Source organism: Paenibacillus kobensis NBRC 15729 (genome assembly GCF_004000825.1).
Classification (GTDB): domain Bacteria; phylum Bacillota; class Bacilli; order Paenibacillales; family Paenibacillaceae; genus Paenibacillus_T; species Paenibacillus_T kobensis.
The window spans coordinates 1-12,638 of sequence record NZ_BILZ01000023.1; the positions used below are offsets into that span (position 1 = coordinate 1).

General features: G+C 49.5%; 16 protein-coding genes. All 16 read left to right on the plus strand.

What is annotated here, in order from left to right; genetic code table 11:
* Positions 1-1,215: helicase-related protein (locus tag PKO01S_RS14490; protein ID WP_164779613.1), on the plus strand; the 1,215-nt coding region annotated here is incomplete at its 5' end.
* 19 nt (positions 1,216-1,234) lie between these two features.
* Positions 1,235-2,071 (plus strand): ComF family protein, encoded by an 837-nt coding sequence (locus PKO01S_RS14495; RefSeq protein ID WP_127532066.1) that lies wholly within the window; start codon positions 1,235-1,237, stop codon positions 2,069-2,071.
* Positions 2,072-2,189: 118 nt separating this feature from the next.
* On the plus strand, positions 2,190-2,594 hold the full coding sequence (locus PKO01S_RS14500; RefSeq protein ID WP_127532067.1) for a TIGR03826 family flagellar region protein: 405 nt from the start codon (positions 2,190-2,192) through the stop codon (positions 2,592-2,594).
* 137 nt (positions 2,595-2,731) lie between these two features.
* Entirely contained in the window at positions 2,732-3,013 is a 282-nt protein-coding gene (gene flgM / locus PKO01S_RS14505; RefSeq protein WP_127532068.1) for a flagellar biosynthesis anti-sigma factor FlgM, read from the plus strand.
* A gap of 24 nt (positions 3,014-3,037) precedes the next feature.
* Positions 3,038-3,541 (plus strand): flagellar protein FlgN, encoded by a 504-nt coding sequence (locus PKO01S_RS14510; RefSeq protein WP_127532069.1) that lies wholly within the window; start codon positions 3,038-3,040, stop codon positions 3,539-3,541.
* Between the two features lie 13 nt (positions 3,542-3,554).
* Positions 3,555-5,093, plus strand: coding sequence for a flagellar hook-associated protein FlgK (flgK, locus tag PKO01S_RS14515; protein WP_127532070.1), 1,539 nt, complete (start codon positions 3,555-3,557; stop codon positions 5,091-5,093).
* 89 nt (positions 5,094-5,182) lie between these two features.
* A complete protein-coding gene (gene flgL / locus PKO01S_RS14520; RefSeq protein ID WP_127532071.1) occupies positions 5,183-6,091 on the plus strand; it encodes a flagellar hook-associated protein FlgL in 909 nt (302 codons plus the stop codon).
* Positions 6,092-6,104: 13 nt separating this feature from the next.
* Positions 6,105-6,674, plus strand: a complete 570-nt coding sequence (locus PKO01S_RS14525) for a DUF6470 family protein (protein WP_127532072.1) — start codon at positions 6,105-6,107, stop codon at positions 6,672-6,674.
* A 65-nt stretch (positions 6,675-6,739) separates the two neighbouring features.
* Positions 6,740-7,156, plus strand: a complete 417-nt coding sequence (gene fliW / locus PKO01S_RS14530) for a flagellar assembly protein FliW (RefSeq protein WP_127532073.1) — start codon at positions 6,740-6,742, stop codon at positions 7,154-7,156.
* A 3-nt stretch (positions 7,157-7,159) separates the two neighbouring features.
* Positions 7,160-7,405 (plus strand): carbon storage regulator, encoded by a 246-nt coding sequence (locus tag PKO01S_RS14535; protein ID WP_127532074.1) that lies wholly within the window; start codon positions 7,160-7,162, stop codon positions 7,403-7,405.
* A 119-nt stretch (positions 7,406-7,524) separates the two neighbouring features.
* On the plus strand, positions 7,525-8,343 hold the full coding sequence (locus PKO01S_RS14540) for a flagellin N-terminal helical domain-containing protein (protein ID WP_127532075.1): 819 nt from the start codon (positions 7,525-7,527) through the stop codon (positions 8,341-8,343).
* Between the two features lie 71 nt (positions 8,344-8,414).
* The gene (locus tag PKO01S_RS14545; protein WP_127532076.1) at positions 8,415-9,470 is read left to right on the plus strand and encodes a tetratricopeptide repeat-containing glycosyltransferase family 2 protein; all 1,056 of its coding nucleotides are present in this window, start codon (positions 8,415-8,417) and stop codon (positions 9,468-9,470) included.
* Positions 9,471-9,547: 77 nt separating this feature from the next.
* Positions 9,548-11,359, plus strand: coding sequence for a flagellar filament capping protein FliD (fliD, locus tag PKO01S_RS14550; protein WP_127532077.1), 1,812 nt, complete (start codon positions 9,548-9,550; stop codon positions 11,357-11,359).
* 95 nt (positions 11,360-11,454) lie between these two features.
* Complete coding sequence (locus PKO01S_RS14555) at positions 11,455-11,823, plus strand: flagellar protein FlaG (RefSeq protein ID WP_127532078.1); 369 nt, start codon at positions 11,455-11,457, stop codon at positions 11,821-11,823.
* Between the two features lie 8 nt (positions 11,824-11,831).
* Positions 11,832-12,215 (plus strand): flagellar export chaperone FliS, encoded by a 384-nt coding sequence (fliS, locus tag PKO01S_RS14560; protein WP_127532079.1) that lies wholly within the window; start codon positions 11,832-11,834, stop codon positions 12,213-12,215.
* Positions 12,212-12,604: a hypothetical protein gene (locus tag PKO01S_RS14565; protein ID WP_127532080.1), complete on the plus strand. Its 393-nt coding sequence runs from the start codon at positions 12,212-12,214 to the stop codon at positions 12,602-12,604. The genes fliS and PKO01S_RS14565 overlap by 4 nt, the downstream gene beginning before the upstream one ends.
* Positions 12,605-12,638 lie beyond the last annotated feature (34 nt).

Genomic DNA, 12,638 nt, shown 5'->3' on the forward strand with positions numbered 1-12,638 from the left:
GGCGTGCGCGCGCCGGCGGCGCCGGATGCGCGCTGGGGGCTTAGCCCAGCGCAGTATGCGGCAGCCTCGGCGGCGCTGCAATACGCGCTGCCGAGGCTGCATGCTGCCGCGCGGCCCCACGCGCCGTGCACAGTCCCGCCGCGGGATGCACCGCGGCCCCGCGTGCCGCGCACAGTCCCGCCGCCAGACAATCCGCGGCTATCTATCCCCCCAACTGATACGCCGCGCGATGCAGAGCCGTTCCTGCTGTGGGCCGTGACGGGTGCCGGCAAGACAGAGATGGTCTTCCCGCTCATCGAAGCGGCTATCGCTTCTGGCGGACGAGCGCTCGTTGCGACGCCGCGCCGCGATGTCGTACTGGAGCTGGATCCCCGCATTCGGCGCGCATTTCCGGAATCCCGCGTCGTGACGCTCTACGGCGGCAGCGAGCAGCGCTGGGAGGACGGCGATATTATGCTGGCGACAACGCATCAATTGTTCCGGTTTCAGGAGTATTTTCAGTTGGTCGTTATTGATGAACTAGATGCTTTCCCTTATCATGGTGATCCCCGTCTTCAGTATGCCGCCGCCAAAGCTTCCGTTCCGGGAGGAGCGGTCATTCTGTTGACTGCGACGCCATCCAAAGCGCTGCAGTCCGCTGCAAGACGAGGCAAGATCGGACACGTCCGCGTACCGGTCCGTTTTCATCGCCATCCGCTTCCGGTCCCGGTGTATGTACGTCTTCCTCAAGTCGGCAAGATTATGGCGAGCCGCCGTATCCCATCTTTGTTGTTGTCCCGGCTCATAGCCTCCATCGAGCGTGAAGCGCAGTGCTTCGTCTTCGTCCAACAGATTCGGCATGCCGAACCGGTGGCGGGTTTGCTTCGAGCAGCGTTGCCCGGCGTAGCGGTTGGAGCGACTTCGTCCAAGGATGCTGAACGGGGTGACCGCGTTCAACAGTTCCGCGACCGGCAGCTTCGCGTGCTCGTGACGACAACGATTCTTGAGAGAGGAGTGACGGTGCCGCGCAGCGATGTATTTATACTGGATGCGGATGCCAAATTGTTCGATGAGGCTTCTCTTGTCCAAATGGCTGGACGGGCAGGCAGATCCAAGGACGATCCGGCAGGGCGGGTCTATTACTGTGCTCCGGTCAACAGCCGCTCGCAACAGCTTGCCATACAACAAATCAAGAGTATGAACTGCGAGGCGGCGGCCAGAGGTTATTTATTATAAGTTTTAAGGGAGGCTCGCCATGTTTCAATATTTCATCTCCAATATCCGGAGCGCAGCAGCGCTTATTGGCGGGTTGCTTAGCGAATCGGCCCGTTCTTGCCCGTTGTGCCGGACGCCTGCAAGAGGAATCCAACTGAAGGCAGATATTCGAGCCTCGCTGCCGGCTAACGCGGCGCTTCTTGGCATATGCCGGGCGTGCGCTTCGGAAATTCCGTGGATCGGCCCGATCGCTTGCGCAGTATGCGGCCGTCCAGACCCATGCGGTGATTGTGCGAGAAGAGACACAGCCCATTTCATATGCAGCCGGAGCGCCGTTCGGTATAACGACCGGATTCGTGAATGGCTAGCTTTGTTCAAATATCGTGGAGACGAGCGGCTCGCGGAGCCGCTGGCGGATATGCTCGATATCGCTTTTCGCCGTCTTGAGGCCATGCTTCAAAGCCGTATGCCCGGCCATCGATGGGATGCGGTCATCCCGGTGCCGGTCAGCTCCGAACGTCTTGCCGAGCGCGGATTCAATCAAGCAGAGCGGCTAGCGGAGCTATTGTGCAGTAGAAGAAGCTTGCCGCTGTGCAAGCTTTTGCACCGTACCCTGCACTCGGAGAAGAAGAGCTTGCAGTCGCGGCTTGCACGGCTAAAGAGTGCAGAAGGGTTATTCGTAGCAGATAATACGGCCGTTCACGCCTTCGTCGAAGGCATGTCTAGGCCAGGTCCCGTCAACCTCTTGATCTTAGACGACATTTATACGACCGGTAGCACGATTGAAGCTTGCTCGGAGGCGGTATCATCAGCTATTCAGCGCTATTTGCCTAATAGAAACGTACAAGTGTACGCGGTCACGCTGGCGAGATCGTGACAATTCGTAAGCGAATTCTGTCGATTTCTGCAAAAAAGCGATGAAATATGGACAAAAGTGAGGTAGAATAGGGCTAATACTAGTATCGGCCGTGTGAGGGCCAAAGGGGCTGGACCGAATGAATTTAGACAATTGTCCACGCTGTGGCAGGCTGTATATGAAGAACCTGCGAGGAATCTGCCCGGATTGTATTAAAGAAGTGGATCAAATGTACGAGCATTGCGCACAATATTTGCGCGAGAATCGGGGAGCTACAATCTACGAAGTGTCGGAGGCAACTGAAGTTACCATCCCTCAAATTACGAAGTTTATTCGCGAGGGCCGTATTTCGCTGATGGATGCGCCGAATCTCGGTTATCCGTGCGAAATGTGCTCGCAGACGATCCGTGAAGGCAACATCTGCGAATCGTGCAGGGCGCGCTTGATGAAGGATATCAGCAAGCTGAAACAGAACGATAGACCCGGTAATTCAGTTCAGCGTGGTGCTGGAGCTTACCAGGCGAATAATGACGACCGCAGGTAATAGGGCGATGTGCGGTTTTCACACATTTTCATTGTATGAGGCAATCCTATAAACAAATCCAATACGACGGCCGATAATAACATTAGTTGATTATCGGCTTGTTTCTATTTCAGGCTTGAACGATCGGAGCGATAATGATGAAGATTAACGAAACCCAGCGGCTTGGCGCCGTCAACCCTTACAACAAGAACAACGGACAGCGCGTTGTAGAGAGCAGCAGCAAGAAGAAACGGGATGATGTTCAGATCTCGACCGAAGCAAAGGAAATGCTGCAATCGCAGCAGGGCGTACTGTCTCCTGAGCGCAAGAAACAAATCGAAGAATTGAAGAACCAGGTGTCGACGGGCACTTACTCTGTGGACGCCGGTAAGATTGCGGAGAAGCTGCTCCCTTATCTTAGACAGCAGGATCGGAACTAATCGCCGGAAGCGCGGGTGAACGACATGGAGATAGCGAACATTATCAGCTTGCTGGAGCAAATGGTTGATGCGCATGAGGAGCTGCTCGCAACAGCGCTCAGCAAGAAGCAGACGATTATCGCGGGAGAATTGAATGAGTTGACGAAGTTCATGATGACGGAGAATCGGCTCATTAAGCGAATTGCGCAACTCGAAACCGACCGCGGTATGGAATCCACCCGATTCATGGCGACGAAGGGCGTATATTCCCGTGTTCCGGTTACGCAGAAGCAGTTGCTCAGCGTCGTGTTTGACGTAGAGGAGCGGATGAAGCTTCAGCAGCTTCACGAGCAGCTCGGCAAAGTTGTGAATGAGCTTAGCCGAGTGAATGAGGCGAACCAGTTGCTCATTAAACAGTCGATCGAATTCGTTCAGTTCTCTTTGGACGTCATTCTAATGCCGGAAGACGAGAGCTACACCTATAAGAATCCGATGACAGATTCCAGATACGATTCGCTCGGTTACGGCCGGCATCAATCGAGAAAATAGAGGAGTGTAACCGATGAGATCGACATTCCATAGCATAGAAACCGCCAAGCGCAGCTTGTTCACGGAACAAGCGAATATTAGCACGACGGGCCATAACATCGCCAATGCGAATACGCCGGGCTTCTCCCGCCAACGGGTGAATCTGGTCGCATCCCGTCCAATTGAAGCGCCAGGATACATGCGCACGAACATACCGGGCCAGCTCGGAACCGGTGTTGAATTCACATCCATTACACGTGTCCGCGAGAAGTTTCTCGACGACCAGTTCCGTAATGCGAACCGCAGCCTTGGTGAATGGTCGATCCAGTCCGATACGCTGAGTAAGCTCGAGACCGTATTTAATGAGCCATCGGATTCCGGAGTCCGGACCGTTATGGATAACTTCTGGAAGTCCTGGACGGATCTTAGCAAGGACCCGGAGAGCATCACCGGCCGCAAAATCGTCCGCGAGAATGCTTTGGCGCTCGTTGACGCAATGAACGAAACAAGCAAACATTTGACCGATTTGCAGGCTGACTTAACATCTAACATTACGACGAAGACGGAGCAAATCAACTCCATCTCGAAGTCGGTCGCTGACTTGAACCTGGAGATCAAGCGGCTGGAAGCATACGGCGATAATCCGAACGATCTGATGGACGAACGTGATTACTTGGTTGACCAGCTCTCCAAGATGGTGAATGTTACCGTCGTTAACACGGCGGACGGATACGATCTTACGGTAGGCGCCGGCATCACGCTTGTAAACGGCTTCAATGCTCCGGGCACGACTGCTCAGGCGTTAGAGGATCAACTCAATGGTAACGGCGTAGTGGGCGGCGAGATTGAAGGGTTGATTGTATCTCGGGACCGTATTCTGACGGACTATAAAAGCCAGCTCGATGCGATGGCCGATACGCTCGTAAATGGTGAAATTACGGTTACGATTCCGAAAGGATCGACTTATAACGGAACGCAGCTTCAGGATGACACAACGGTTACGGTGAAGGGCATTAACGGGTTGCATAAGCTTGGCTTCCTGTTCAATACGCCGCCTAATGCACCGGTACAAGCGGGCGACATATTCGTTACGAGCGACGGTTCCACTACGGTGACTGCGGAGAATATTAAGCTTAGCCAAGATATTATTAACGATCCAATGAACATTGCGACTTCACTCCGTACTGAGGTCATCAATGGCTCGCTTGAAACGATTAAAGGAAATAATACGCTTGCGAACATGATGGCAGGCCTAAAGGAGACACAGTTCCAGTTCTCTCCTGTAGCGAGTCAGAACGGAATCACAGCAGGCACGCTGGACGAGTTTTACGCTTCGATGATTGGTCAATTGGGTCTTCAAGCGCAGGAAGCCGATCGCCAAGCGACGAATCAACAGGATATCACAACACAGGTTGATTCCCGCCGTCAGTCGGTAAGTGGTGTGTCGCTGGATGAGGAAATGTCGGAGTTGATCAAATTTCAGCATGCTTATTCCGCAGCAGCACGTTTCATGACGACAATCGATGAGACGTTAGATAAAGTCATTAACGGTATGGGCGTTGTAGGGCGTTAATACCGTTGAGTTGTAAGTAAAGGCGGGCAGGTATTGCTCGCCTTCTCAATAGAACCGCATTTCAGCCTATATTCGAGGAGGACACCAATATGGCACTTCGCGTAACCCCCGGAATGATGCAGGGTCAATTGATGCGCAACATTAACCATAACCTGACGAGGATGCAAGGTCAGCAGAATGAATTGTCGACTGGCCGCAAGCTGAATAAGCCATCGGATGATCCGGTAGGCATTACGTATTCGCTCCGCTATCGCAGCGAGTTGGCCATGAACGAGCAGTATGACAAGAACATTGCGCAAGCGAAATCACAGCTAGAGCATACCGATACCATTATGGGGCAGTTGAATGATATCATTCAACGAGCACAAGAGCTGGCCGTTCAAGGTTTGAATGGCACGAACCCTCAATCGGCATTGGATGCGATGGGGAAGGAAATTGGACAAATTTATGAGCAGGCTGTCATGATCGGGAATGATCAGTTAAACGGCAAATACATTTTTAACGGTCAGATGACGGATAAGATTCCGTACGATAAAGCGACAGCAGCAAGCGCGACTGCTCCGGATACCGATGATCAATTGTTGAACATCCGGTTCTCGGCGGGCGTTACGGTTGCGGTGAATGTGACGGGCGGAGATGTGTTCGGCAAAACCAGCGATCAGGACAATTTGTTCAAAGCATTAAAGGATATGCAAGATGCTCTTTCACCGACATCTAATAAGACTGCATTGGCAGACGCATACTCACGTTTGAATTCTCGTTATGACAAGATTATCAACGTTCGGTCTGAAGTAGGGGCTCGCGCGAATCGGGTCGATCTGATTGATCAGCGTTTGCAAGACTTGACTTATAATGTCACGTCGCTCCAAGCCAAGACTGAGGATACGGATATGGCGGAGACGATTATGAAATACAACCAAGAGGAAGCGGTATACCAAGCTTCTCTCTCGACAGGTGCCAAGATTATTTCGCCTACTCTTATCGACTATCTACGGTAAGGAGGGATAGTGCTTGAATGATCTGCGGTTATCCATTCGACAAACGTTCGCATTCATCGGCATGGATTCGGAGCCTGCGCGATTGCAAATCCATAGTCAGCCAGGCGACTTGCAGATTGAACAGCCTCCTGCCGTAATGGAATTTCAGTCCAGCAAATCCGAGCTTAGCGCCGACTCGTCGCAGGCATGGCATGCGCTTGGCAAAGGTCCAAACCTGGAATGGAGCAGTTCGATTTACAGCCAGATGAAGTCGGTGTTTCTTCAGAATTTGGCTCAGCAAGTGGAAGAAGGCAAGCGAATGGCGAATATTACAATATCGCGCAGTGCATTCGCGGATTTAGCCCAGGATGCGTTGTTTCGTCCGAATCCTGTTAATTATCAAGTCGCCACACCGGGATACGATAACGTCCGAATGTCTTACACGCCCGGGTCGGTCGATACGAGAATGGAATCTACCCCAGTCCAGATTAACTTTACACCTAGACCCGTTGAGTTTAATCCTCAATTAGCCAATCTGGATATCTATTTGAGACAAAAGAATTCGATTAATATCGAGGTAACACAATACGATCTGTATAAATAACAGTGCTATAGCCAACGCTATAGCGTTGTTTTTTATTTGGATGGTGTAGCATAGGAGGAGCGGGAATGGATTTCAGGATGTTGAAAAATATATCGTTTGATTTCGGCAGCAGCATTGTCGGATTCGAGCATTTGCGTCACTTTAGAATCGATGAGGTAGAGGAAGGCAGTCTCTTCGGCATGATGGTTAGCGAGGAGGAACCGGAGATTGGCTTCATCGTCGTATCGCCATTTGAGATGTACTCGGATTATGAGTTTAGGCTATCCGACGAAATTATCGAAGGCTTGCAGGTTCAATCGCCGGATGAAGTGACGGTGCTCTCGATTGTAACCGTGAACAAGCCATTCCCGAGTTCAACCATCAATCTAGTGGCTCCTGTTGTCATTAACGTGTCTCGAGAGGTAGGACGCCAATTTATATTGAACAATTCCCCGTATACAATCAGAGCTCCATTATTCCCTGAACGAAATGGAGGGGAATAGATAATGTTAATCTTAAGCCGCAAAAGAGGCCAATCCATTGTTATAAATCAAAATATCGAGATTTTTATAACGGCGATCGAAGGCGAACAAGTCAAAATCGGTATTTCGGCACCAAGAGAGTATAGCATTATTCGCAAAGAAGTGATTGATGACGTCAAAGCTTCGAATCAAAGTGCCGTGTCGACGCTGCTCGATATGAAGGATCTCAAAAACTGGGTCCAAAGTCATGGAACTGAAGATAAAAAGTAAATAAAATATTATTCAAATAGCTATAAACTTCGGATTCGAAGCCTCCGATAAAGAATATGTAGGGCGAAGAGCCTGCTCCACATGGAAGTGGATAATACAATTCAGGGAGGAAAACAATCATGATTATCAACCACAATCTTAACGCAATGAACGCTCACCGCAACCTGGTATTCAACAACATCCAACAAGGCAAATCGAGCGAAAAACTTTCGTCCGGCTACCGCATCAACCGTGCAGCTGACGATGCAGCTGGTCTCTCGATCTCCGAGAAAATGCGCTCGCAAATCAAGTCCTTGAACCAAGGTGCACGCAACGCACAAGACGGCATCTCGCTCGTTCAAACGGCTGAGGGCGCTATGACGGAAGTTTCCGACATGCTGACGCGCATGAAAGAACTGACGGTTCAAGCAGCGAACGGAACGTATAACGCTTCCGACGTGGCAGCAATGAACAAAGAGTACACGAGCCTGCAAAACGCAATGACTAACATTGCGGAGACCACGAAGTTCAATGGCATTACGCTTCTGGACGGAAGCACAAGCTCGATCACGATCCAAATCGGCGGCGCAGCAGCAGAATCCGTGCTTGTCGACTTCACGAACATCAACGTTAAACCAGGCGGCGGCGCACTGGGCCTTGGCGCAACGCTCTCCGCAGCGACGGCTGGTGCGGAAATGGCAGCAGTTGACACGGCAATCGGTAAAGTAAACGACTACCGTTCGACGCTTGGTGCTTTCCAAAACCAATTGGAGCATTCGTACAATAACCTCGGCGCTACGGCTGAGAACCTGCAAGCTGCTGAATCCCGTGTCCGTGATACGGATATGGCTGCAGAAATGATGAAATACACGAAATTCAACATTCTGCAACAAGCTTCGACGGCAATGTTGGCACAAGCGAACCAAGCGCCACAAGGCGTTCTGCAACTGCTCCGCTAATATTTGCTTATTTCAAGAAAAGCCCACATTTCGGTGTGGGCTTTTCTTCTTCCTAAGGAGTTGTCATTAACGTGAAAATAAGTGTTTGCATGATTGTGCGGAATGAGGTGGATCAAGTCGGAAGAGCCTTGTCGAGCATTCCGGACCAATATGAGCGGATTGTAGTTGATACGGGATCGACGGACGGAACGTTTGATGAGGCGCTACGTCACGGGGCAAGCATTTTCTCCTTCGAATGGACGAACGATTTTTCTGAGGCTCGCAATTTTTCTATCGAACAAGCGACTGGCAACTATGTGCTAGTTCTTGATGCAGATGAAGTGCTGTGCGAAGGGACTGAAGAGGCCGTTCGCCGTTTTGTTGATGAACATCCGAGTAGTGCGGGGTCGGTTATCATCCGCAACCAATCGAATGGGGATTGGACGCAACATCGTATGGTTCGGTTCTTTCCTAACGAACCATCTTATCGTTTTGCAGGGCAGGTGCATGAGCAGATCGTTGTGAACGGAGTGCCTGCAGATTTTGAGGCCACCTCGATCGCGATTGAGCATTACGGATACAATCAGGACATTTACGAGAAGACAGGGAAGTACGATAGGTATTTGAACTTGTATTCACAAGTGCTCAAGCAGGATCCCAAGGACGGATATATGTGGTACCAGTTGGGGAAGTTGCACTACTCCAATAAAAAATACGAACTGGCGCTGTCGGCGTACGAGCAAGCGTTGATGCATGAGCAGTTTGCGAATTTATACTTTCCTCCGTTGCTCGTTCAATATGGCTACACACTGAAAGAGTTAGGCCGTAGCGGACAGGCGCTTTCATTCTTATCGGTGTTCGAGGAGCAATATACGGATTACCCGGATCTGCCATTCTTAATGGCATTGCTTGCAATGGATACAGGTGATATTACTCGTATTGCGCATTATTTCGAAAGATCATTATCGATTGGAGAGACTACGAAGTATTCGACCGTTATTGGCGTGGGGACTTATAAAGCAGCCTATAATTTAGGCGTATTTTACGAGATCACGGGACAGAGAGCGTTGGCTGTCCGTTATTACACGATGGCTCGAGAGCAGGGCTATGCTCCAGCGAAGCAGAGATTAAGTAATATTTCAATATAGCACCAAAAGATGCTAAAAGAACAAGTGGAATTTTCCGATATATTATATAAGAAAATTGATCCAGGAGGTCGGTTGTAATGGTGATGCGGATATCCGGTATGAGTTCTGGTATGGATATTGATAAGATTGTCAGCGACTTGATGAAGGCCGAGCGCCTGCCCAAGACGAAGCTGAAACAAAAGAGAGATCTGTACAGCTTGGAGATGAACCTATATCGAGAAGTCAATACGAAGATGGCGGCATTCCGCGATGCGATGAATGAACTGCGGTATAGCAGCAAAATGACGGGGATGAAGGCGACGTCGTCTTCAACAGACGTTACAGCTGCCGTTAATCAGGTGACAGGAGCATCTTCGCATTCTATTCAAGTCGACCAACTGGCAGATTACGCGAGATTGGAAGGCAGCGGCGGTGTCGGGGCACTCTCGCTTCAAGGGACAGCCAATGTTGATGGTACGACGATTACCCAAGGAGTAAACGATCGACTATCGATTAAACTCGACAATACGACCAAGATCATTACCATTCCTGCCAATACCTATTCGGCAGATGATCTAAGAACAGAAATTCAGAAACAGGTTGATTCGGCATTTGGCAGCAACAGGCTGAATGTTCAGCTTGATGCATCTAACCAAATTAGCTTTGAGCCGGCGGCGGCCACTAATGGTTTCAAACCGCAGGTTACGCTATACGACATACCGAATAGCGCAATGAGTGCGCTTGGATTTACGGGCAACCAATCCTATAGGCTGAATCTGACTAACAGTTTGTCGGATTTGACCTCTCAGAATAAACTGACGAATCCGCTTGTTCCGTCTTCTGGGACGCTGACGTTCGGTAATGGAACTACCGTTGATTATGACGCGAACAGCACGCTTCAATCGATTATGGACAGCGTCAACCGGTCGGCGGCCGGGGTTACAATGTCTTACGATTCCCTGAATGACAAGTTTACGATTACGAGCAAGCAGACAGGGGCGGCGCAGACTGTCGACGTAAGCGATAGCGGCGGTCTCCTGGCCGGAATAGGGTTGCCGGCATCTGCGTCGGTTTCGGGCAAAGATGCGACAGGTAAGCTGGACGGCGCTGATTTCAGCGTGAGCAGCAACGTCTATTCCAAGGATGGGATTGCCTATACGCTGAATAAGGTGACGGCTTCCGCTGTCACAGTGAACATCGCGAGTGATCCGGATAGTATCGTGAACAATGTGAAGAAATTCGTAACCGCTTATAACGAAATGATGGAATTGGTCAATACTCGTTTGAGCGAAACGAAGTCGAATAAATACGCGCCATTGACGGACGAAGAGAAAGATGCAATGAACGATGACGATATTGCGCTATGGGAGAACAAAGTAAAAACAGGCTTACTTAGCAACTCATCGATATTGCGTGATGCCAAAAACTCCTTGCGTTCGCTACTATCGAAACAAGTTGACGGTATTACGGATCAGTTTAACTCCTTAGCAGATATCGGTTTGACGACACAAGCATTCACTGGCGCTTACGTTGCTAAAGATCAAGGTAAGATCGAGCTGAATGAGGAAAAACTGCGCAGTGCGCTCGCGGCCAATCCGGAAGCGGTCAATCAACTGCTGACGAACGATGTAGGTGTAGATAGCCAAGAAGGCATTTTCGTAGGCATGTATAATCGCGCGAATAGCATTATTGGCGATTTGGTCAAGAAAGCAGGCCGTGTCAACGGGATTGATAGCGACAGGACGACAGCAATCGGAAAATCGATCTACGATCTGGACACGAAAATGCTGGAGATGGAGAACCGATTGAGCAAGAAGGAAGATAACTACTATCGCCAATTCACGATCATGGAACAGGCGATTGCTAAAAGTAATGCATCGATTTCTTGGTTATCGGGGCAAACCGGCTAATTCATCAATATTCCATCTGAATAATTAGAGCCTACACCAGTCGTTAATCACAGCCACAGATGGAAGGTGATAAATAAGGGAAAAGGGGATAAAGTATGGAAATTTCTTCATTGGGTTCTCTGGCCGGCGTCGGTCTGACGGGAGTGCAACCAGAAGCGCAAAAGGCGGAAGTGTTGCGTGTGGCAGGCGCATTTTTTGAACTCAAAGACCGTCAAAAGTATGACGTTTTGAGTGTATCCGAGAAAGCTTTGTTAGAAGCGATCGAGAAAGCGAACAAGACGGCGCAAGGGACGGATACGGAGTTTGTCTACAAGCACCACAAAGACTCGAGCCAAATTATCGTACAGATTTTGAATAAAGAGACGCAAGAGCTTATTGTCGAGATTCCGTCGGAGAAGATGATGGCTCTTGTAGAGAAGTTACAACAATTGACCGTTGGGGCGCTTATCGACGAGAAGAGGTGACATACATCATGATTACACCACAAGAGCAGTATCTCTTAAGACAAGTACAGACTGCTTCACCTGGCGAATTGACTTTGATGCTATATAACGGGTGTATTCGATTTATGAAGCAAGCGGAAACGGCCATTAAAGCAAAGAATGCACCAGTCAAACATGAATATATCATTAAAGCCCAAAATATTATTGATGAATTGCAAGTTACGCTCAATTCTAAATACGAGATTTCTTCGAATTTGGACAATTTGTATTCGTTCATGAAATCGCAGCTGGTGCGTGCGAATATTAGCATGGACACCGCTGTTTTACAAAATTGTATTGAGTTGATGACGGAACTGAGAGACACATGGGCTGAAGCGATTAAGCAATTAAAGAATGGACAAGTCTCCTCATGAGCGAACAGAACGTTCATGAGGAAGTTCTGTCGTTGTTTGAACAGCTGAGACGATGCGGCATGGAGATTCTATCCCTTCCTCTTATGGACGAAGAAATCAGTGAGGGCACGTTACTGCAGCTTGAGAGTCTGCAGGAAGAGCAGGATCAGCTTAGATTAAGGATCGAGCAGTTACGTGCCTCCAAGCCTCGCATATCACTATCAGACTCTGCACGGAATGTTGCAGAAGAGTACCGTCGTATTGAAGAGCAGATCCATTCGCGATTAACAAGTATTCGAGATGGATTGCAAAATCAAATAGAACGAATTTCGCAATCGCGACGAGCTCGTAACATGTACAATTACGAAAGTTCGAGTGATATAGGATATTTTGTAGATAGTAGAAGATAAATAATACTTTAGTCCTAGTTAATAATATTGCTAT